Source organism: Paraburkholderia tagetis, assembly GCF_022213065.1.
Classification (GTDB): domain Bacteria; phylum Pseudomonadota; class Gammaproteobacteria; order Burkholderiales; family Burkholderiaceae; genus Paraburkholderia; species Paraburkholderia tagetis.
On sequence record NZ_JAKLJA010000001.1, the window covers coordinates 317,700 to 338,770 of the forward strand.

General features: G+C 67.5%; 16 protein-coding genes. 13 read left to right on the plus strand and 3 right to left on the minus strand.

Annotated features, from left to right (window positions below; genetic code table 11):
- Window positions 1–417: 417 nt before the first annotated feature.
- Together L5014_RS01350 and L5014_RS01355 are read right to left on the minus strand one after the other, a co-directional pair.
- The gene (locus L5014_RS01350) at window positions 418–1,596 is read right to left on the minus strand and encodes a porin (protein ID WP_238461785.1); all 1,179 of its coding nucleotides are present in this window, start codon (window positions 1,594–1,596) and stop codon (window positions 418–420) included.
- A gap of 187 nt (window positions 1,597–1,783) precedes the next feature.
- The gene (locus tag L5014_RS01355; protein WP_238462118.1) at window positions 1,784–3,700 is read right to left on the minus strand and encodes a bifunctional sugar phosphate isomerase/epimerase/4-hydroxyphenylpyruvate dioxygenase family protein; all 1,917 of its coding nucleotides are present in this window, start codon (window positions 3,698–3,700) and stop codon (window positions 1,784–1,786) included.
- Window positions 3,701–4,125: 425 nt separating this feature from the next.
- Between L5014_RS01355 and aroQ the strand changes: the two genes are divergently transcribed.
- From aroQ to L5014_RS01410, 11 genes are all read left to right on the plus strand, one after another.
- Window positions 4,126–4,581: a type II 3-dehydroquinate dehydratase gene (gene aroQ / locus L5014_RS01360; protein ID WP_238461786.1), complete on the plus strand. Its 456-nt coding sequence runs from the start codon at window positions 4,126–4,128 to the stop codon at window positions 4,579–4,581.
- The gene (locus L5014_RS01365; RefSeq protein WP_238461787.1) at window positions 4,578–5,489 is read left to right on the plus strand and encodes a shikimate dehydrogenase; all 912 of its coding nucleotides are present in this window, start codon (window positions 4,578–4,580) and stop codon (window positions 5,487–5,489) included. Before aroQ ends, L5014_RS01365 begins: the two co-directional genes overlap by 4 nt.
- A gap of 73 nt (window positions 5,490–5,562) precedes the next feature.
- The gene (locus L5014_RS01370) at window positions 5,563–6,939 is read left to right on the plus strand and encodes an MFS transporter (RefSeq protein WP_238461788.1); all 1,377 of its coding nucleotides are present in this window, start codon (window positions 5,563–5,565) and stop codon (window positions 6,937–6,939) included.
- A gap of 132 nt (window positions 6,940–7,071) precedes the next feature.
- Window positions 7,072–7,746, plus strand: coding sequence for a TetR/AcrR family transcriptional regulator (locus L5014_RS01375; RefSeq protein WP_238461789.1), 675 nt, complete (start codon window positions 7,072–7,074; stop codon window positions 7,744–7,746).
- Window positions 7,747–8,017: 271 nt separating this feature from the next.
- Window positions 8,018–9,691 (plus strand): methyl-accepting chemotaxis protein, encoded by a 1,674-nt coding sequence (locus L5014_RS01380; protein WP_238461790.1) that lies wholly within the window; start codon window positions 8,018–8,020, stop codon window positions 9,689–9,691.
- Between the two features lie 139 nt (window positions 9,692–9,830).
- Entirely contained in the window at window positions 9,831–10,439 is a 609-nt protein-coding gene (locus L5014_RS01385) for a chemotaxis protein CheW (RefSeq protein ID WP_238461791.1), read from the plus strand.
- Window positions 10,436–12,001, plus strand: a complete 1,566-nt coding sequence (locus L5014_RS01390) for a CheR family methyltransferase (protein ID WP_238461792.1) — start codon at window positions 10,436–10,438, stop codon at window positions 11,999–12,001. The genes L5014_RS01385 and L5014_RS01390 overlap by 4 nt, the downstream gene beginning before the upstream one ends.
- A complete protein-coding gene (locus L5014_RS01395) occupies window positions 11,994–12,809 on the plus strand; it encodes a chemotaxis protein CheW (protein WP_420799993.1) in 816 nt (271 codons plus the stop codon). The genes L5014_RS01390 and L5014_RS01395 overlap by 8 nt, the downstream gene beginning before the upstream one ends.
- A complete protein-coding gene (locus tag L5014_RS01400) occupies window positions 12,806–15,136 on the plus strand; it encodes a hybrid sensor histidine kinase/response regulator (protein ID WP_238461793.1) in 2,331 nt (776 codons plus the stop codon). Before L5014_RS01395 ends, L5014_RS01400 begins: the two co-directional genes overlap by 4 nt.
- Entirely contained in the window at window positions 15,136–16,170 is a 1,035-nt protein-coding gene (cheB, locus tag L5014_RS01405) for a chemotaxis response regulator protein-glutamate methylesterase (protein ID WP_238461794.1), read from the plus strand. The genes L5014_RS01400 and cheB overlap by 1 nt, the downstream gene beginning before the upstream one ends.
- Window positions 16,171–16,297: 127 nt before the next feature.
- Window positions 16,298–17,413 (plus strand): diguanylate cyclase, encoded by a 1,116-nt coding sequence (locus L5014_RS01410; RefSeq protein ID WP_420799994.1) that lies wholly within the window; start codon window positions 16,298–16,300, stop codon window positions 17,411–17,413.
- Window positions 17,414–17,506: 93 nt separating this feature from the next.
- Here the strand turns inward: L5014_RS01410 and pdxR are convergent, their stop codons facing one another.
- Window positions 17,507–19,027 carry a MocR-like pyridoxine biosynthesis transcription factor PdxR gene (pdxR, locus tag L5014_RS01415; protein WP_238461795.1) on the minus strand — a complete coding sequence of 507 codons (1,521 nt, stop codon included), beginning with the start codon at window positions 19,025–19,027 and terminating at the stop codon, window positions 17,507–17,509.
- A 192-nt stretch (window positions 19,028–19,219) separates the two neighbouring features.
- Between pdxR and L5014_RS01420 the strand changes: the two genes are divergently transcribed.
- Together L5014_RS01420 and L5014_RS01425 are read left to right on the plus strand one after the other, a co-directional pair.
- Window positions 19,220–19,957, plus strand: a complete 738-nt coding sequence (locus L5014_RS01420; RefSeq protein WP_238461796.1) for an SDR family oxidoreductase — start codon at window positions 19,220–19,222, stop codon at window positions 19,955–19,957.
- A gap of 98 nt (window positions 19,958–20,055) precedes the next feature.
- The gene (locus L5014_RS01425) at window positions 20,056–20,952 is read left to right on the plus strand and encodes an anti-sigma factor (protein ID WP_238461797.1); all 897 of its coding nucleotides are present in this window, start codon (window positions 20,056–20,058) and stop codon (window positions 20,950–20,952) included.
- The last annotated feature ends 119 nt before the right edge of the window (window positions 20,953–21,071 follow it).

Genomic DNA, 21,071 nt, shown 5'->3' on the forward strand with positions numbered 1-21,071 from the left:
GGAGTCATTCATCCCGCTGCTCGCTACGCGCGCAGCGGTCGGGTATGCATGGGAAACCAGGCGTGCTGCCTGGGTACTCGAATGCGCATGCACTGCATCGATTCGTATGCATTCCTCTGGTTTTGGGTTATGCCCCACGGCGCGCGTAGCGCCGCCGGAGGAATGAGTCCTTAGTCACTCTGTTGTACGGCGCGTGGTGGCAGACGCTCCGGAACCGCTCCGATTACGGGCAAGTGGTGGACGGCGTCACACTGGCGGTGTGAGCGGCTTTCTTTTGCCTACTTTTCTTTGCCGCTGCAAAGAAAAGTAGGTGCCGCCCCGCACAGGGGCAACGCTAATAGACCGACATGAAAACAAGGAAACGCGACAACCCGTTCCCCACGAACAGACCTAAGCGGCCCTGCCTACGCGGCCCGCTCAAAACAGCACAGCAATCCCCGCCATACCAACAAACTGCGAGCGCGTGCTCGAAGGCGTACTGTTCTGCGAATCACCAACGGAAGGTCTCGCATCGACGATATCGCCCGCGCCATTCGCACCCAGCGTCTGGCCGCTAGCGTGCTGATACCCTTCCAGCGCATAGAGCGAGGTGCGCTTGGAGAGGTGATAAGTCTCCTTGAGCGAGACCTGCTGATAGCGCGCGGCGTTCGTGACGCCGTTGGCCTTCGAGGCCAGCGTATACGCATAACCGCCGCCCACGTCGAACGAGGGCGTGAAGCGATAGGTGGCGAGCGCGGCCCAGGTGTTGAACACAGCCGTGCTGCCGAAGAGCGACTTGCCGCCAGCGAGATATTCGACGTTGGAATACGACGCGCCCAACGTCAGATTGCCGATTGCGTAGTTGCCCGCCACCGCCACGTGTTGAACGGCGCGCGCCGAAACATACCCCGTATTCAGCGACGACTTGCCGAAGCTCGCCGTCGATGCGGTATCGAAGCCGCTCGTGATCGCTGCGTTGTCCATGCGCAGGTAGCCCGCCGCGAGTGAGACGGGACCGTTCGCATAGCGCAGCGCGGCGCTCCATGTCTGGCCCTTGCCCGTGCTGCCCGCAATGCCGCCGAACGCATACATGGCGCTCGCCTGCACGCCGTACCAGTTGGGCGAGGTGTAGATCGCCGAGTTGTTGATGCGCACGGTAGTGTCGAGTCCGTCGATATCGCCGGGGTGCGCGCCGGTTGCGCCCGTGAGCCAGTTGCTGCCCGTGAGCGGCCCCACGAACTGGTAGTAGGGCGTGTACTGGCGGCCGAGCGTGAGCTGGCCCACGCTGCGGTTCTGCAATCCCACATAGGCCTGGCGATTGAAAATCAGGCCGTTCGTCTGGAGCGCGCCGCTATTCAAATCGAAGCCGTTTTGCAGATCGAAGATGGCAAACGTGCCGCCGCCCAGATCTTCCTTGCCTTGCAGGCCGAACTTCGAGGCATAGACGTTGCCCTGGCGCAGGTACACGTTCGAGTGACCGTTCTGGTTGTTGACGTAAGTAATCGCGTCGTCGACTGCGCCGTAGAGCGTGACGCTGGACTGCGCGAACGCCGGGCTCGCAATCAGTGCGACGCCCGCAGCTACGAAAATACCCGGACCGAAGCCAGTCTTTTTCATCGTCGTAAATCTCCTTTAATAATAGGATTGCTTATTTATTTTCAATGCGCTCGCCGATCGGTATTGCAGGCACCGGCAGATTGAGCGCGTGCATCCTGCCTGCGGCGCGGATGGCGCCGCGCCGCATGATCGGGTGGTTGGTGAAGCTTTTGGGGCTCTGCTTGGGAGGCCTTTTTCGGCTCCGGTCTTATTCGTCGTCTCGATGTCCGGCGCGTGAACGCTGGCGCGCCTGCGCGGCGAGGCGCACCGCGGCGTTCGGCGCGCCGTAGCCGTCATAGCCGCCGCGCCGCTCCACCAGTTCCAGGAAGAAGCGCTGGTCGAGCGTTTCGGTGTAGGCGTGCAGGAACTCGCCGCCTTGCTCGTCGCGGTCGTAAAGCAGGTTGTGCTGGCGCAGTGCGTCGAGCAACTCTGCGGGCAGCGCGTGGCGCGCGTCGAGATCGTCGTAATAGTTGGCCGGCACGCGCAGCAGCGGCACGCCCGCCGCTTCGAATTCCGTCACGGCGCGGAAGATGTCGCCAGTGCTGAATGCCACGTGGTTCAGGCCGGTGCCGTGATAGGCACGCACGGCCTCGGCGGTGGCGGTGTGCGGGTCGACCGAGGCGTTGAGCACCATGCGCAGACCGCGGTCCGCGCTGAAGAGCGCGCGGCTGCGCACGAGGCCGTAGGGATCGGGCAGCAGGACGGCGGCGCTCGCCTGCAAACCGAACACCGATTTCAGGAACAGCACCCACGCGTCGAACGAGCCGGCCGGCAGCGAAAGGCTCACGTGATCGATGCCCGTGATGGGGCCGACCTCCGTGGGACCGTCTACATCGGTGAGGACGAAATCGGCTTCGAAAAGGGTCGGCTCGCCCGGACGTTCGTTAACGAAATAGTTAAGACTGCCGTCCGGCGCCTGCACGGCCGGCACCACGCGCTCGTTGGGACCGACGCGTCCCGAGAACGGCTGATAGCCGAAGCCCGCCGCGCGTTCGAGTGCGAGGCGCGCGTCGTCCACGCGCAATGCGGAAGCGCACAGCGAAAGCCCGTGGCGCTGGAAAAAGGCATCGGCGAACGAATCGTGCTCGGCATTCAGCACGATGGCCGCCGAACCATGTCGATAGAGCGTCACGTCCTTCGAGCGATGCTGCCCCGCGCGGCGGAAATGGAGTTTTTCGAGCCAGTTGGCCACGCGCTGGCGCGCGGCGTCGTCCACCGCGAACTCGAGGAATTGCCATCCCGCATGTGCAGGCGGCGCGGGCGGGTGGTAGAGCGGCGCGGGTTCGACGATGCCGGGATTGGCGCTGCCCAGTGCTTCGCGCGTGAGCGCTTCGAGCAGCAGCAGCGAACGATTGCCGTCCGCCGCCGTGGCCGCCGGCGGTGCGCCGCGAAAGCCGTCGTTGAAGATTTCCAGCGAGAGCGGGCCCGTATAGCCGCTCTTCACCACCTGCGCCGTGAAGTCCGCGAGCGCGAAATCGCCCTGGCCCGGAAAGCAGCGGTAATGGCGGCTCCATTCGAGCACGTCCATGTTCATCTTCGGCGCGTCGGCGATCTGCACGAAGCCGATGCGCTCGCCGGGAATCGTTGCGATCGCATCGGGCGTGTCGTCGAGCGAAAGCGTGTGGAAGCTGTCCAGTGCCAGTGTGAGGTTCGGATGATTCACGGCATTCACGAGCTTCCATGCGTGGCGATACGTGCGCACGTGGCGGCCCCAGGCGAGCGCTTCGTAGCACGTCACCACACCTGCCTGCGCGGCGGCCTGGGCGAGCTGGCCGAGTTGCTCGATGGCGAGCGCGTCGTCGCCGATCGCGTCGGGCGAGACGCTGCTGCACACCAGCAGGCGGTCCGTGCCCAACTCGTGCATCAAATCGAATTTGCGCTTCACGCGCTCCAGATTGCGGGCGAGCCGCTCGGCGCTCACGCCCTCGAAATCGCGAAACGGCTGATACAGCACGATCGCGAGCCCGAGGTCGGCGGCCATGCGGCGCACGTCGGCGGGCGAGCCCTCGAAATAGAGCAGATCGTTTTCGAAGATCTCCACGCCCGCGAAGCCCGCAGCGCTGATCGCGGCGAGCTTTTCCGCGAGTGTGCCGCTGATCGAGACGGTCGCGATCGAGCGGGACAACGGGGCGAGGGCTGAAGCAAGTAGCGGCTTGGACATGGCGTGACGCGGCAGCGGAATGAACGATAAGCAGTGGGCCGGCGGCGCTGGCGTGGGCGTCCTGAGAGGCGCATGCCGCGCATCGGGAAGCGAGCGAGCAAACAACCAGACAGAAACACGCAAGCGCCGCCGGAGTGTTGCTAGAATAATAAAACTAACTAGTTAGTACAAATTCTCGGAAACCCCAGGGTGACCTGAGCGTCCGTGCGGGGCACACTGGCGGCCATGCGTGGGATGAGCGCATTGGCCTGCGGTGCAGGTGCGCCGCGCAAACGCCGCGCCTGTCGCGTAGTGCAAGCGTGGTGTCGCGTAGTGGTTGCGCTGTTATTGCGCTGTTATTGCGCAGTTATCGAGTTGTTGTCGTGTCGTTGTGTAATTTGGAGCGCCTGATGCAATTGCCGTCGGTACTGGTCCTGAACGGGCCGAATCTCAATCTTCTGGGAACGCGGGAACCAGCGATATATGGGTCCGAAACGCTGGACGACGTGGTGCGCCTGTGCCGCGAAGCGGCGCAACGTCTGCATATCGAAGTCGACTTTCGCCAGTCGAACGCGGAGCATCAGTTGATCGACTGGCTGCACGAAGCGCGTACGCGCGTCGACGGTATCGTCATCAATCCTGCTGCCTATACGCACACGTCGGTCGCGATTGCCGATGCGCTTTCGGCCATCGCCAAGCCTGTGATCGAGGTCCATATTTCGAACGTCCACAAGCGCGAGGCGTTCCGGCACCATTCGTTCGTTTCACCGATTGCCGAGGCCATCATCATCGGCTGCGGCACCCAGGGCTATGTGCTCGCGCTCGAACGCATGGCGACGCTGCTGGCAGGGAAGGTGTCGAAATGAGCCAGCAAAACAGCACGAACCAGCAGACGAACCAGCAGACGAACCCGCCGCGCTCGTTCCTTTGCGGGCTGATCGGCAAGGGCATCGGCGGCTCGCTCACGCCCGCGATGCACGAGAAGGAAGGGCGCGAGCTCGGCTTCAACTATGTATACCGGCGCATCGATCTCGACGCGCTCGGGCTCACCGTCGACGCGCTGCCCGAGCTGCTGCTCGCGGCGCAGCGCACGGGTTTCGACGGCCTGAACATCACCTATCCGTGCAAGCAGGCCGTGATTGCGTTGCTCGACGAACTCTCGGACGATGCGCGCGCGCTGGGCGCCGTGAACACGGTGCTGTTCCGCGACGGCAAGCGCATCGGCCACAACACCGACTGGTCGGGCTTCGCCAGCGCGTTCAAGCGCGGGCTGTCCGATGTTTCGCTCGAATCGGTCGTGCAACTGGGCGCGGGCGGGGCGGGCGCGGCGGTCGCGCATGCTGCACTGCAGATGGGCGCGCACGCACTCACGCTGTTCGACGTGGACCCGGCACGCGCCCAGGCGCTCGCCGATGAATTGCAGGCGCGCTTTGCGGCGGCGCGCGTGAGCGCGGGCGGCGATTTGCAGGCGACGCTGGCCGCCGCCACGGGCCTCATCCACGCCACGCCCACCGGCATGGCGAAGCTGCCCGGCCTGCCGCTGCCCGCCGACTATCTGCATGCACGCCTGTGGGTGGCCGACATCGTCTATTTCCCGATTCGCACGGCGCTGCTCGAAGCGGCCGAGGCGCGCGGCTGCCGCGTTTTGAGCGGCGGCGGGATGGCGGTCTATCAGGCCGTGGATGCGTTCCGGCTCTTCACCGGCCTCGAGCCGGACGCCGAGCGCATGTACGCCCATTTGCAATCGATGCTGGCGCAGGACGCTGGCGAATAACCCCGGCGAATAACCCATCACCCGCCGCTTGAGCATCACTTCGGCCACACATATAGAGAGTCAGGAGAGAGACATGGCACCACCCGTATCGACGGGGCGCGACGCGCCTACCCTTGCCGCAACGCCCGCAGAGGGCGCGCTGCGGCGCTCGAAGGCGCGCTACAAGATCCTTGGCCTGCTGGCAGTGGGCACCATGATCAACTATCTGGACCGCACGGTGCTCGGCATCGCGGCGCCGCAGCTCACCAAGGAGCTGGGCATCAACGCGGCGCTCATGGGGCTGATCTTTTCGGCGTTCTCATGGAGCTACGTGGTCGCGCAGATCCCGGGCGGCGTGTTTCTCGATCGTTTCGGCAGCAAGTTCACGTACTACCTCGCCATGACGCTGTGGTCGGCGTGCACGCTCGTGCAGGGTTTGGTCGGCAGCGTGGGGGCGCTCTTCGCGTGCCGGCTGGGCCTGGGCGTGGCCGAGTCGCCGTGCTTCCCCACCAATAGCCGCGTGGTCGCGACGTGGTTCCCGCAACAGGAACGCGCGTTCGCCACCGGAACGTATACGGTGGGCGAGTACATCGGCCTCGCGTTCTTCAGCCCGTTCCTGTTCGCGCTGATGGGCGCTTATGGCTGGCGCTCGCTGTTCTACGTGGTGGGCGGCGTGGGCATCCTGTTCGGCTTCGTCTGGTGGTGCTTTTACCGCGAGCCGCAAGATCATCCGGGCGCCAACCGCGCGGAGCTCGACTATATCGAAGCGGGCGGCGGCCTCGTGAAGCACGACCCGAAGGCCGTCTCCGACAAGGCGCAAGCCGCCGTGGGCAAGAGCGAAAGCAAGAAGGGCTTCGACTGGCGCATGGCGGGCAAGCTGTTGCGCAAGCGCCAGCTCGCGGGCATCTGCCTCGGCCAGTTCGCGGGCAACTCCACGCTCGTGTTCTTCCTCACGTGGTTCCCGACCTACCTCGCCACCGAGCGCCACATGGGCTGGCTCAAGATCGGCTTCTTCGCGATCATGCCGTTCATCGCCGCTTCGATTGGCGTGATGTTCGGCGGCACCTTCTCCGACTGGATGCTGCGCCGCGGCTTCCCGGCCAACGTGGCGCGCAAGCTGCCGATCATCGCCGGCCTGCTGCTCGCCTCGTGCATCATTCTCGCGAACTTCGTGCAGAGCAACGTGGCGGTGATCGCGATCCTCTCGGTGGCGTTCTTCGCCCAGGGCATGGCCGCGCTCGGCTGGACGCTCGTTTCCGATATCGCGCCGGCTGGCATGCTCGGCCTCACGGGCGGCATCTTCAACCTGGCGGCGAACCTCGCCGGCATCGTCACCCCGCTCGTGGTCGGGCTGATCGTGGGCGCGACGGGCTCGTTCGTCTGGGCGCTTGCGTTTATCGGCGCGATCGCGCTGGTGGGCGCCGCCTCGTACATCTTCGTGGTGGGCGACATCAAGCGCATCGAGCTGTAAAGCGAACGCGCGGGCCCGGCGGACCAGCGGGCCCGCGCCGGACGGCCGTCCGGCGCGGCCAGGCCGGTCGGGGCGCGGCGGGGCCCATGCTAGAATCGCCCGCATTCCTTCCTACTCGCGCTCCCCAGAAAAATGGCAAGACCGGCGGCTTCGGCCGAACGCAACGACGCTCAATCCGAAAGCCGGCGCAAGTACGACCCGGAGCAGACCAGGCGCAACATTCTCGAAGTGGCGACCGCCGAGTTTTCGGCGATGGGGCTGGCGGGTGCGCGTGTCGATCAGATCGCCGAGCGCACCCATACCACCAAGCGCATGCTCTATTACTACTTCGGCAGCAAGGAAGGGCTGTACGAAGCGGTGCTCGACAAGGTGTACGCCGACATCCGGGCGCTGGAGCAGGACCTGCATATCGACGAGCTCGATCCCGAAGAGGGCTTGAAGCGCCTCGTCGAATTCACCTTCGACTATCACGACCGTCATCGCGACTTCGTGCGCCTCGTGACGATCGAGAACATCCACGGCGCGAAGTATATCGAGCGGCTCAAGACGTTCCGCAGCCGCAACGCCAGCGTGATCCGCACCATCGAGGACCTGCTCGCGCGCGGCGTGAGCGCCGGCGTGTTCCGCGACGACATCGATCCCATCGACCTGCACTTGCTCATCAGCTCGATGTGCTTTCACCGCGTGAGCAATCGCCATACCTTCGGCGCGGCGTTCGGGCGCGATCCCTCGCATCCGCGGCTGCGCGCGCGTCACCGTGAGATGGTGGTGGACGCCGTGGTGCGGTTCGCGCGCAAGGCCGGCTGAGGCTCGCCGTCGCCGGCAACCCACGCCGCCGACGCACGCCGGCAACCACGCTGCCAACCCACGCTCCCCGCCAGAAGCAATCCCGATATTCACGTTGCATCGCGTGGCGGCGGCCCATCCTGTTCTTCCCTCATCCCATAAAAGTACCGGGACGCATTACACTACGCCCCCGAAGCCCGACTGACGGGCTTGTACTGCGTCGTCTGTACGCTCGCGCACATTGCGCGAGCGCTGGGCGTCGTCCCTCGCTAACCGGATAAGGCCACGCGTAATGAGCACAGCCATGCCCCGTTCCGGCTCCGCCGGACTGCCGCGCCAGACCCAAGGTCGCTACACACTCGGAACGCGCATCGTCTTGAGCTTCGGCTTGCTGTTCGTGCTCATGCTCGTGATGGCCGCGATCTCCTACAACCGCCTGCGCAACATCGACGACGAAGCCTTGAGCCTCACGCGCGATTCCGTGCCGGGACTGTTCTATTCGACCGCGTTGCGCACCACGGCCAGCGAGGTGCACAACCTCGTCGAGCGCGCCACCTTCGTCGAGCCCGATGCGGCGGGCATCGCACGCGTGCTCGGGGCTTTGCCCGCCGCCGTCAAGCAGGCCGATCAGGCCTCCGCGAGCTACGAGGCTACGGTGTTTCGCAGCGACGACCGCGAGCACTATCAACGCTTTCACGACGCCTACGCGCGCTTCTTGCCGCAACTGATGGCCATCGCGCGGCAGTTGCCGGGGCAACGCGCCGCCGCGCAGGCGGCGTTCCTCCAGCTCGATGCGTCGTGGCAGGACGTGCTCGCCGACGCCAATACGCTCGTCGACGAAAACCGGGCCCAGGCCGCCGAGTCCGCGCAGACCATCCGCGGCTCGGTCGCGGGCACCGAGATCACGCTCGCGGCGGCGCTCGCCGTGGTGCTGCTCGCGTCGCTCGTGACCGGCTACGTGCTGCTCCGGGCGATCACGCGGCCGATGGCGCGCCTCGTCGAAGTGCACGATTCGATGCGCATGGGCAATCTCTCGCAGCGCCTGCACCTGAACCGGAGCGACGAGTTCGGCGTGCTCGAAGACGGCTTTAACCGTATGAGCGACGAACTCGCGAGCCTCGTGGCCCAGGCGCAGAAGTCGTCGCTGCAGGTGAGCACCTCGGTGGCCGAGGTCGCGGCCACGTCGAAGGAGCAGCAGGCCACCGCGAGCGAGACGGCGGCCACCACGACCGAGATCGGCGCGACCTCGCGCGAGATCTTCGCGACCGCGCGCGACCTCGTGCGCACGATGGGCGAGGTGTCGACCGTGGCCGAGCAGTCGGCGGCGCTCGCGAGCACGAGCCAGAGCGGCCTCACGCACATGGAGGACACCATGCGCAGCGTGATGGACGCGGCGGGCTCGGTGAACGCCAAGCTCGCGATCCTCAACGAGAAGGCCGTGAGCATCAACCAGGTGGTGGCGACCATCACCAAGGTCGCCGATCAGACCAACCTGCTGTCGCTGAACGCCGCCATCGAGGCGGAAAAGGCCGGCGAGTCCGGGCGCGGCTTCGCCGTGGTGGCGACCGAGATCCGGCGCCTCGCCGACCAGACGGCGGTGGCGACCTACGACATCGAGCAGACCGTCAAGGAGATCCAGTCGGCGGTCTCGGCGGGCGTGATGGGCATGGACAAGTTCGCCGAGGAAGTGCGCCGCGGCATGCACGACGTGCACGAAGTGGGCGCGCAGCTTTCGCAGATCATCGGCGCGGTGCAGACGCTCGCGCCGCGCTTCCAGGTGGTCAACGACGGCATGCAGGCCCAGGCCACCAGCGCCGAGCAGATCACCCAGGCGCTCACGCAGCTCTCCGAAGCCGCGCAGCAGACGGCGGAGTCGCTGCGCCAGTCCTCGCAGGCCATCGACAATCTCACGCTCGTGGCCAACGAGCTGCGCACCGGCGTGTCGCGCTTCAGGATCGAGGCGTGAGTGGCATGAGCGCCCTGAGCGGCGTGCCTGGCATGAGCGGCGTGACGCGGATGTGTGCGCATGCGCGCTCCGGCGGCGGCGGCTTTGCGGGCTGCCGCGTTTCGGTTTGCCGATTTTCGGTTCATTGAACGGAGCCGCGATGCTGTTTCTCGTGTTCGAGCTGGACGGCGAACGCTACGCGCTCGATGCGCGCGAGATCGTGCGCGTGCTGCCGCTGCAGCCGGTGCGCGCGTTTGCGGGCACGCCGCCGTATATTGCGGGCGTGATCGACCACGAGGGCGCGCCGGTGCCGGTCGTCGACATGGCGATGCTTGCGCTTGGCCGGCCGGCGCGCACGCTGATGTCGACGCGGCTCGTGCTCGTGGACGACAAGGCGCCGGCGGCTTGTGGCACCGACGCGGTTACGCGTTCAGCGACAAACCCGGCCACGACTGCGGCGATGCCCGCGCCCACGGCCAGCGATAACGCGCCGCCGCGCCGCATCGCGCTGCTGCTCGAATGCGCGACGCGCACCCAGACACTCGCGCCCGACGCGTTCGCCGAAGCTGGCATCGCGACGCCCGAGGCGCGCTGGCTCGGCCCCGTGGCGAGCGATGCGCACGGTTTCGTGCAATGGGTGAAGGTCGAGCAACTGCTCGACGAGCGGGTGCGCGCGCTGCTCTTTCCCGATCCGCCGAGCTGGCGCGACGCGGACAGCGCCGGCGACGCCTCGCCCGGCGAATTCGCGTCTGGAAGGCGCACGCCATGATGTTCGCCCACAGGCACGTGGACCCGCGCTTCGTGGCGTGGCTCGCGCAGGAGACCGGCATCGACGCCGAGTCGCTGGGCGCCCACGCGCTCGCGCGCGCGGTGGCCGCGCGCGCGGCCCTGATCGTCGAGCCGGGGGGGGACGGCAGCGCGCCCGGTGCGAACGGTGCGAACGGTGCGAACGGTGCGAACGGTGCGAACGGTGCGAGCAGTGCGAACGGTGCGAACGGTGCGCGCGCCCCGGCGCTGCCGGTTCAGTGGGAGGGCGGCGCGGCCGTGCCCGAAGCGGTGCGCGACGCCTACTGGACCCGTCTCACGACCGACACCGCTGAGCGTCAGGCGCTCATCGACGCGCTCGTGGTGCCCGAAACCTGGTTCTTCCGCGAGCGCGAGGCGTTCGCGGCGCTCGCGCGCGGTGGCGCGCAACGTCTTGCGGCGCAGCCCGGCGAGGTCGTGCGGGTGCTCAGCGTGCCGTGCTCGACCGGCGAGGAACCCTATTCGGCGGCGATGGCGCTCATCGACGCGGGGCTCGGGCACGAGCAGTTCGGCATCGACGCCATCGATATCAGCGCCGCTTCGATCGCGGCCGCGACACGCGGCGTCTATGGCCGCAATGCATTTCGTGGCGACGCGCCGGCGTTGGGTGGGTTTCGCGAGCGCTACTTTCACGCGACGCCGGATGGCTGGCAACTCGCCGACGCCGTGCGGCGCGCCGTGTCGTTCGAGTGCGCGAATCTGTTCGACTGGCTTGCGGCGCATCCCGTGCGCTACGACTTCATCTTCTGCCGCAACGTGCTGATCTATTTCGATCGCGAGGCGCAGGACCGCGCGATCGGGCTGCTGCGCGCACGTCTTGCCGATGGCGGCATGATCTTTGTCGGGCCAGCGGAGACGGGGCTCATGATGCGTCATGACTGGATGTCGGCGCAGATTCCGCTCGCGTTCGGTTTCACCGCGCCGGGCGAGAGCGCCGCGCGTGGTGCACATGTTTCGGATACCTTGCGATCTGCCTGGGCGACGGCGTTGCCGGTTGTGTCGCCGGTTGCGTTGCCTGCTGTGTCACCTGCTGTGTTGCCTGCTGTGTTACCTGGTCAGGCGGCGCACTCCGTCGTGCAAGCGACACCGCTCGCGCGGCGTCCGCTGCCTGCTGTTGCGCCGCTGGCGCGGGCGGGTGGCGTCGCTGGCGCGGTGGCTCGCGAAGCGTTTTCCGTTGCGCGCGCTGCTGGAGCGCCGCCCGCCACGCTGTCTTCCGCGCGCCGCCTCGCCGACGCCGGCGCGCTCGACGAAGCCGCGCGCATTGCCACGCAAGTCGCGCAGGCGTCGCCGCAAGACGCCGAGGCGTGGTATCTGCTCGGCCTGATCGCCGACGCTCAGGGCCGCGCCGCGCTTGCGCTGGAGCACTATCGCAAGGCGCTGTATCTCGAGCCCGGCCATTACGAAGCGCTCACGCATCTGGCGGCGCTGCTCGAAGTGCAGGGCGACGCGGAGAGCGCGCGCCGCCTGATGCGTCGCGCCGAACGTGCAGCAGAGCGCAGCCCGGGCCACGGAGGCATGGATGCGTGATTCGACCTTCCCGCATCAGGACGACATGCACGCGAACCAGCAAGGGCACGACGCCATGCACGAACCGACCGCGCGCGCCGCACCGCTCCACGATTGCTGGAACCGCATCGGCACGCGCGGCGACGCCTCGTGCGAGCGGCTCGTGCAATGCGTGCGCTGCCTGAATTGCCCCGTCTTCGAGGAGGCGGCCGCGCGCATGCTCGATCGCCCCGTGCAACACGCGGCGCGCGCGCCCGAGGCTGGAGGCGGCCAGGCCGCGCAATCGGCTCAATCGGCTCAATCGGGCGCGGCGCGGCGGGAAGGCTCGTTGGTGTTCCGCGTGGGCGCCGAATGGCTCGCGCTCACGGCACAGGCGCTGCGCTACGTGGGCGAGGCGCGCGCGATTCACTCGCTGCCGCACCGGCGCAGCCCTGCGGTGCTCGGCGTCGTGAACGTGCGTGGCGTGCTCACGCTCGCGGCCTCGCTTGCCGAGTTGCTGCGCATCGATACGACTGCCGCTGCAACGGCGCATTCCACGACGACGGCCGCAAGTGGCGCAATGGGTGCAGGTGGCGCAGGTAGCACGGGCGCGCGAGCCGCCACGCCGCGTCTGCTCGTGACCGAGTGGGCTGGCGAGACGACGGCGTTTCCCGTCGACGAGATCGAAGGCGTGGCCTATTTCGGCACGGACGAGTTGCTGCCCGCGCCGGCCACGCTCGCACACGCGGCGGGCCGCCACGTGCGCGGCGTGTTCGCCTGGCGCGGGCGCTCGGTGGGCGTGCTCGAACCCGATGCGCTGTTCGGCGCGCTGACCCGGAGCCTGCGATGAGCGACGACGAACTGAGCCGCCGCTCGCTTCTCGACCTCTTTCGCGAGGAAGCGCAGACGCAGACGCGCACGCTCTCGGCGGGCCTGCTCGCGCTGGAGTCCACGCCCACCGACGCGCCCACGCTCGAAGCCTGCATGCGCGCGACGCATTCGCTCAAGGGCGCGGCGCGCATCGTCGGCTTGCCCGAGGCCGTGGACGTGGCGAGCGCAATGGAGGATTGCTTCGTCGCCGCGCAGCACGGCGACGTGACGATCGACGCCGCGCACATCGACGCGCTGCTGGTGGGCATCGACTTGCTGCTGGCGGCGGGTGATGCGTCGGCGCCATCAGCGCGCGAGGCTATCGACGATTTTGTCGCGCGGCTGGCGGGGGCGGGCGCTGCTGCTGCGGGTTCTGCTGCGGTTTCTGCTGCGGTTTCGTCCGCGTACCCGGGGCAGGAAACGGCAGACGCTGACGACGAATTCGCCCGCAGCCCTGACGACGACGCAGACACCGCGGCTGCCGCTGAAACTGCGTCCGCGTCGGCGCTCGCCGTTACGGATCCATCGGCCGCCCGCGCCAGCCAGGATCGCGACCGCATGCTGCGCGTGCGCGCCGGCACGCTCGACCGCCTGCTGGGTTTCGCAGGCCAGTCGCTGGTGGAGTCACGCCGCATGCGCCCGTTTGCGAACAACCTGCTGCGGGTGCGCCGCGCCCAGGGTGAGGTGCTCGCCGCGCTCGGCCAGTTCCACGAGCGCCACGCGCCGACGCTCGGCGCCGAGGCGCGCGCCTCGCTCGCGGGCATCCGCGAACAGCTTGCCGCGCTCGAACGTCAGCTCTCCGAACGCTTCGACGACCTCGACCGCATCGACCGGCGCGGCACCCAACTCGCGCAGCGTCTCTACGACGAAGCCCTGCAATGCCGCATGCGCCCGTTCGGCGACGCCGTGCACGCGTACCCGCGCATCGTGCGCGATCTCGCGCGTTCGCTCGGCAAGCGCGTGCGCTTGTCCATCGAGGGCGAGACGACCCAGGTGGACCGCGACATCCTCGAAATGCTCGATGCGCCGCTCGGGCACCTGCTGCGCAACGCGCTGGATCACGGCATCGAAGATCCCGACACGCGACGCCTTGCCGGCAAGCCCGAGGAGGCGCGTCTCACGATCGAAGCGCGCCACAGCGCGGGCAAACTGCTGATTTCCGTGGCCGACGATGGCGCGGGCGTCGATCTGGCCGCGCTTCGGCGCGCGATCGTTGCGCGCGGTCTCGCGCAACCCGATGCCGTGGCCGCCATGTCCGAGCCGGAGCTGCTCGAGTTCCTCTTGCTGCCCGGCTTCACGATGCGCGAGCACGTGACCGACGTCTCGGGGCGCGGCGTGGGGCTCGACGCGGTGCTGAATTTCGCCAAGGCCGTGCACGGCATCGTGCGCATCGAAAGCGCGGCGGGGCGCGGCATGCGCGTCGTGCTGCAATTGCCGCTCACGCTTTCGGTGGTGCGCAGCCTGATCGTCGAGGTGGCGGGCGAGGCCTATGCGTTCCCGCTCGCGCACGTGCGGCGCGCGCTGCGCGTGCCGCGCGAAGCCATCGAGATGCTCGAAGGCCAGCAGCACATCGTCCATGAAGGGCGGCCCGTGGGGCTCGTCACCGCGAGACAGTTGCTCGGCGCGAGCGGGGCGGCCGCGCATTCGGACGATGTATGCGTCGTGCTCATCGGCGCGGGCCACGGCGCCGACCAGGAAGCGGCGCTCTATGGCATCGCGGTGGACCGCTTCGCGGGCGAGCACACGCTGGCCGTGCAGCCGCTCGACACGCGCCTCGGCAAGGTGCGCAACGTGGCCGCCGCCGCGCTGCTCGAAGACGGCGCCGTGGCGCTGATCGTCGACGTGGAGGATATGGTGACCTCGGTCGCGCGCCTCGTGCGCGAAGGACAGCTCGCGGGCGTGGCGCGCGGTGCCCAGGCCGCCGCGCGCGAACGCAAGCGCATTCTCGTGGTCGAGGATTCCTTGACCGTGCGGGAGCTGGAGCGCAAGCTCCTCGAAAAACGCGGCTACGCGGTGAGCGTGGCGGTGGACGGCATGGACGGCTGGAACACGCTGCGCAACGGGCACTTCGATCTCGTCATTACCGACGTGGACATGCCGCGCATGGACGGCATCGAACTCGTCGCGATGATCCGCAACGATCCGCAGCAGCGCGGCGTGCCGGTCATGATCGTCTCGTACAAGGACCGCGAGGACGACCGGCGCCGCGGCCTCGACGCAGGCGCCGATTACTACCTGACCAAGGGCAGCTTCCACGACGAAGCGTTGCTCGATGCCGTGAACGACCTGATCGGAGAGGCGACCTGATGAACATCGGTATCGCGAACGACATGCCGCTCGCCGTGGAGGCGCTGCGCCACGCCATTGCGGCGCGGCCCGGGCATCGCGTGCTGTGGGTGGCCGCCGACGGCGAGCAGGCCGAGGACTTCTGCGCCGCGCAGCCGCCCGACGTGATCCTGATGGATCTCGTGATGCCCCGGCTCGACGGCGTGGAGGCCACGCGGCGCATCATGGCGCGCTCGCCGTGCCCGATCCTGATCGTCACGAGCAGCGTGGGCGCGAACGCCTGGCGCGTGTACGAGGCGATGGGCGCGGGCGCGCTCGACGCGGTCGATACCCCCACCCTGGCGGGACCCGACGCGCGTAGCACGATGGATCTCCTGCTCGCGAAGATCGACCAGATCGGCCGCGTGAACGGCACGATCGAGGCGGCCCGCGCGCCCGAGGCGTTCGCGGTTGGCGCCGACGCGCGCACGCCGCTGCTGGCGATCGGGGCCTCGGCGGGCGGACCCACGGCGCTCGCGGCGGTGCTGGGCGCGCTGCCGGCGAGCTTGAACGCGGGCATCGTAATCGTGCAGCACGTGGACCAGTCGTTCGCGCTCGGCATGGCCGACTGGCTCGACGGACAAACCGCGCTCAAGGTGCGCATCGCGCGCGAAGGCGACCGGGCAGGGGCGGGCGAGGCCCTGCTCGCGGCAACCAACGACCATCTGCGCATGACGGCCTCCGGACGCCTCGCCTACACGCTCGAGCCCGCCGAGACGCCGTATCGCCCGTCCGTGGACACCTTTTTTCATAGCGTCGTCGAGCATTGGCCGGGCGAGGCCATCGGCGTGCTGCTCACGGGCATGGGACGCGACGGCGCCATCGGCCTGAAGGCGATGCGCGCGAAGGGTTATTACACGATCGCTCAGGACGAGGCGACGAGCGCCGTCTACGGCATGCCGAAGGCCGCCGCCGCGCTGGACGCCGCGCGCGCGATCCTGCCGCTGGGCGCGATTGCCGGCGAACTGGAGAGCCGCGTGGGCGTGCCGGGGATGACGAGCCCACTGGCGCCTTAAAGACTGCCTGCAAAAAGACCGTAATAGCGCCTGATAGACATCAAGCCGACATCAAGCAATTGAAACAGCGACTGTAAAAGCGACTGTAAAAGCGACTGTAAAAGCGACTGTAAAAGCGACAGAAACCATGACCGAGAAGCCGAACCCATCCACCGCAGCCGAATCCGCTCTGGCCGAAGGCGGGCCCGACGAGGCCTCGCTCGAAGCTGCGCTTGCCGCCGTGCGCACGGCGCTCGCGCAGCCGCTGCCCGGCGCCGACGTGCCGATGATGGTGCTGCTGGTGGACGATCAGGCGATTGTTGCGGAGGCTGTGCGGCGGGCGCTGGCGAGCGAGCGCGAGATCGACTTCCATTACTGCGCACACCCCGAACAGGCCGTGAGCATAGCGGAGCAGGTGCGCCCGACCGTGATCCTGCAAGACCTCGTGATGCCGGGCACCGACGGCCTCACGCTGGTGCGCGCTTATCGCGCCAACGACGCCACGCGCGACGTGCCCATCATCGTGCTTTCCACCAAAGAGGACCCGGCGATCAAGAGCGCAGCTTTTGCCTCGGGCGCAAACGATTACCTCGTGAAGCTGCCGGACAGTATCGAGCTTATCGCGCGGGTCAAATATCATTCGCGCTCCTATGTGAACATGCTCCAGCGCGACGAAGCGTACCGCGCGCTGCGCCGCTCACAGCAGGAACTGCTCAAGGTGAACCTGGAACTGCGCCGCCTCACGCAATCGGACGGCCTCACGGGGCTCTCGAACCGGCGTTATTTCGACGAATTCCTCAGCGCGGAATGGCGGCGCGCGCAGCGCGAGAACAGTGAAGTTTCGCTGCTGATGATCGACGTGGATTATTTCAAGCCCTATAACGACACCTATGGCCACGTGGCCGGCGACAACGTGCTGCGCTCCGTGGCGACCACGATCTGCCGCGAGGTGAGCCAGCCGCGCGACCTCGTGGCGCGCTTTGGCGGCGAGGAGTTCGCCGTCGTGCTGCCGGGCGTGGGCAGTGCGCTTGCGCGCCTGCTGGCCGAGAAGATGCGCCGCGACGTGGCGGGGCTGGAACTGCCGCATGTGGGCTCGGCGGTGAGCGAGCATCTCACGATCAGCGTGGGCGTGGCCACGCTCACGCCCACCGAGGCACTCGCGGAAACCGCGTTGATCGAGGCGGCCGACGTGGCGCTTTATCGAGCCAAGCGCGAAGGACGCAACCGGGTGGCGTATTCGACGGCGGTGACGGGCCGGGGGTGAGGGGTGTTGCAGCCATAGAACCACAAATACGCACTTGAACAGCACGCGCAGCGGCAACGTAGTCCGTCATTGACTTCGAACATTCGTCGCGCGTCAGCGATCCAGACACGCGCGCAACGTTCGGGCGAGCCGGTCTGCTTCACCGGCATCGAAGATGTTCGCGAAGCCCATGACGATGCCGCGAGGCGTGCGCTGCGTGCGGCTATTCGCGTACCAGATCGAGAGCGGCAGCGCGGCGAGCCCCGCGTCGTGGGCGCGCGCGGCGAAGGCGACATCGTCGACCGGCCCATCGGAGCCCTCGGCGAATCGGGCCGCGAACTGGATTCCGCCTGGCGGCAACTCGACCATCAGCCGTTCGCCAAGCACCTCTTTCAGCGCGTGCACGATCAGCATGCGCCGCTCGCCATACAGCGCACGCATGCGCTTCAGATGTCGCGCAAAATGCCCCTGCTCGATGAAATCCGCAACGGCCGCCTGAAATAGCGTCGGCGATCCGGCGTTCATGCTGCACGCCACGCGGCCGACGCGCTCGACGGCCCGCTCCGGCACCACCACATAGGCGAGCCGCAAACCGGGAAACATCACCTTGCTGAACGTGCCGCAATAGATCACACGATCGCGCCGGTCGAGGCTTTTCAGCGCCGGCAAGGGCCGGCCCAGATAGCGGAACTCGCTGTCGTAATCGTCTTCGACGATCCAGCCCGACGCTTGCTCCGCCCAGTCGAGCAGCGCCATGCGCCTTGCGAGCGACAACGTGTACCCGAGCGGGCTCTGATGCGATGGCGTGACCAGCGCGAAGCGCGCTTGTGCATCGAGCCGTGTGCCGTGTTCGACGTCGATTCCATCGCTATCCACCGGCACCGGCACGAGCTGCACGCCGGTCTCGGCCAGAAAGCCGCGTGCCAGCAGATAGCCGGGGTCCTCGTACCACACGCGGTCGTTCGGCCGGGCGAGACTGCGCAACACGAGTTCGAGCGTCGCGCGGTAGCCGCCCGTCACGAATACCTGTTCGGGCAGGCAGGTCACTCCGCGCGAGAGCCCGAGATAAGTGGCGATATGCTCGCGCAGCGGCCGGTAGCCGGTCGGGTCCGGGTACGCGAGCATCGCGCGTTCGCCACTGCGCGCGCGATGCGAAACGAGCCGGTTCCATACCTTGCGCGGAAACGCGTCCAGCGCGGGCAGTCCGGGCTGCAAAGGCCTGGGCTCGCCGCTCATGGCGGCGGCAATGGCCGGTTGGCGCGGTGCAGGCCGCGAGCCGCCCGGCGTCTGCGGTATGCCGGTTGCTGTGGCGCTTGGCGTGGCGCCCGCAACCTGAACGCTTTGCGCACGAGCCGCGCGCACCACCGAGGCCGGCAGCGATGGAGACACGAACGTGCCGGCCGCACCGCGCATCTGCAGGTAGCCCTCGTCGACGAGGATCGTGTAGGCCAGCTCGACCGTGCCGCGCGCCGTGCTCAGTTGCGTGGCGAGGCTGCGCAGCGCCGGTACGCGCTCGCCTGGACGCAAATGCCCCGCGGCGATCGCGGTTCTGAAGCGTTCGCAAATCTGCAGATAGATCGGCAACGATGTCTGTCGATCGATTTCGATGCTTAAGGCGGCAGTCGGCACGGTCATGGCGGTTTTGCTGGCAAGGACGGCGCAAGCGGCTTGGACTAGTCGAAAGCGCCATTCTTGGCACTTTTCGCTGGTGCATGATTTTTCCACAATAGAGTCTCACGCGATGCGGCGGCGGCGAATCCTTGCCGGCAATAGCCCCTCCGCCAGGCGCCTGCGCGTGTTCTTGTGCTTTCATCTGGAGAATCTGTCATGAAGATCGTCGTAATCGGTGGTTCGGGTCTGATCGGGTCGCGTCTTGTCGCGCTGCTTGGCGAGGCGGGTCATGAAGCACGCGCCGCGTCGCCGCGTAGTGGCGTGAACGCCGTGACGGGCGAAGGCCTGAGCCATGCGCTCGAGGGCGCCGATGTTGTGGTGGATGTGGCGAACGCGCCGTCATGGGAGCCTCAGGCGGTGCTCGACTTCTTTCGCACGTCGGCGCGCAATCTCGGCAAGGCCGAGGTGGCCGCGGGGGTACGCCATCACGTCGCGCTATCCATCGTCGGCTGCGACCGCATGCCGGAAAATGCGTATTTCGTTGCCAAGGTCGCGCAGGAAGAGGTGATCGAAGCGGCGGGTGTGCCGTACACGATCGTGCGCGCGACGCAGTTCATGGAGTTCATCGGCGGAATCGCGGATTACGGCACGCAAGACGGTACCGTGCGCATCGGCGATGGCCTGTTTCAGCCGATCGCCGCAGACGATGTCGCGGCGATCCTCGCGCAGGTCGCGCTGGCCGCGCCGCTGAACGGCACCATCGATATTGCCGGCCCGGACCGCGCGCCCTTCTCGGAGATCGTCGCACGCTATCTGCAATCGGTCGGGGACCCGCGCCCCGTAGTGATGGATCGCGATGCGCGGTACTACGGCGGACCTCTCGAGGAAAAGTCGCTCGTGCCGCTCGGTGACGCAAGGATCGGCCGCGTCGGTCTCGACCAGTGGCTCGCGTAGCCAGCGCGCTTCGCAAACCATGAAATTGCATCGCCGCGTGGAATAAGCGCCGAAGCGCGCGTGTTAGTTCATCGTCTCCAACCAACGCGGCGGCAATCATGGCTTTGCAGCGGCCGCACGACGAGCGGCCAGTGTCCGAGGGCGATATCCATGCCTACACAGACGGCTCGCTGGCGGGCGAGCGGGTCGCGCGCGTGCGCCGCTATCTGGCGGCGCGCCCCGGCGAATGGCATCGGATTTTGTTCTATCGTCGGCTCAATGCCCAGCTTCGCCATTCGTTCAACGGGATCGAGGGCGATGAAGCAGCGGTGTCCACATCGCGGCGGCCCACGCCGGCGCGCGGCCACGTGGCCGGGTCTCGCAGCGCCGCGCTCGCGTGTATGCTGGCCGGCGCGGTGCTGGCCTGGCTTGCCGCTTTTACCGCTTTAGCCGCTTTAGCCATTTCCGAGCCCAGTGCCCAGATCCTGAACGACGCGGCGGTCATGGCGTTCATGGAGGCCGGCAACGGCGCTTCGGCTGACCCATCCGCGCCAGGACAGGCGTCCGCGCTCGGCGCGTCGCCCGCGCCGGATCCGTCCGCGCTCGGCGCGTCGTCCACGGCGGATTCGTCCGGCGTGCCGCTCGCCGATGGGTTCGTGCCGGTGACACTGTCCAGCGCGCCCGCGCCCTTCGATTTCGCGCCTGCGGGCTTGCGGCTCGTGGCTTCCGGCCCGGTCGAACTCGGGCTGCTTGTGCGGGCCCAGCGCTGGGTCTACGAAAACAGCGAAGGCAGGCTGGTCGTGCTGCTCGCCTCGCGCGCGTGGTTCGCGCGTGCCGAGCCGCAATGGAGCGCGCGCCGCGTCGGCAATCTGCGCCTGCTCGGGTGGACCCGGCATGGCGAGCGCTGGGTGCTGGCGGGCGATGCGCAAACGCGCGGCCTGATGCGCGCGGCGGATCTCGCCACCCAGGAGCGGGCGGCCCGCGAGGGCGCGGCCGGGAATGTGGAGCAACGATAACGCCACTAATGACGCTACCGATGACGGCACCAATGACGAGCACCAATGACGGGCACCTGCGATGAGCACCAATGACGAGCACCTGCAATGAGCACCTGCAATGAGCGGGCAGATGAGGA

Bases quoted from the DNA above. Each gene is read 5' to 3' on its own strand.
- L5014_RS01350 (WP_238461785.1), bottom strand. From the start codon at position 1,596: ATGAAAAAGACTGGCTTCGGTCCGGGTATTTTCGTAGCTGCGGGCGTC.
- aroQ (WP_238461786.1), top strand. From the start codon at position 4,126: ATGCAATTGCCGTCGGTACTGGTCCTGAACGGGCCGAATCTCAATCTT.
- L5014_RS01365 (WP_238461787.1), top strand. From the start codon at position 4,578: ATGAGCCAGCAAAACAGCACGAACCAGCAGACGAACCAGCAGACGAAC.
- L5014_RS01370 (WP_238461788.1), top strand. From the start codon at position 5,563: ATGGCACCACCCGTATCGACGGGGCGCGACGCGCCTACCCTTGCCGCA.
- L5014_RS01375 (WP_238461789.1), top strand. From the start codon at position 7,072: ATGGCAAGACCGGCGGCTTCGGCCGAACGCAACGACGCTCAATCCGAA.
- L5014_RS01380 (WP_238461790.1), top strand. From the start codon at position 8,018: ATGAGCACAGCCATGCCCCGTTCCGGCTCCGCCGGACTGCCGCGCCAG.
- L5014_RS01385 (WP_238461791.1), top strand. From the start codon at position 9,831: ATGCTGTTTCTCGTGTTCGAGCTGGACGGCGAACGCTACGCGCTCGAT.
- L5014_RS01390 (WP_238461792.1), top strand. From the start codon at position 10,436: ATGATGTTCGCCCACAGGCACGTGGACCCGCGCTTCGTGGCGTGGCTC.
- L5014_RS01395 (WP_420799993.1), top strand. From the start codon at position 11,994: ATGCGTGATTCGACCTTCCCGCATCAGGACGACATGCACGCGAACCAG.
- L5014_RS01400 (WP_238461793.1), top strand. From the start codon at position 12,806: ATGAGCGACGACGAACTGAGCCGCCGCTCGCTTCTCGACCTCTTTCGC.
- cheB (WP_238461794.1), top strand. From the start codon at position 15,136: ATGAACATCGGTATCGCGAACGACATGCCGCTCGCCGTGGAGGCGCTG.
- L5014_RS01410 (WP_420799994.1), top strand. From the start codon at position 16,298: ATGACCGAGAAGCCGAACCCATCCACCGCAGCCGAATCCGCTCTGGCC.
- pdxR (WP_238461795.1), bottom strand. From the start codon at position 19,027: ATGACCGTGCCGACTGCCGCCTTAAGCATCGAAATCGATCGACAGACA.
- L5014_RS01420 (WP_238461796.1), top strand. From the start codon at position 19,220: ATGAAGATCGTCGTAATCGGTGGTTCGGGTCTGATCGGGTCGCGTCTT.
- L5014_RS01425 (WP_238461797.1), top strand. From the start codon at position 20,056: ATGGCTTTGCAGCGGCCGCACGACGAGCGGCCAGTGTCCGAGGGCGAT.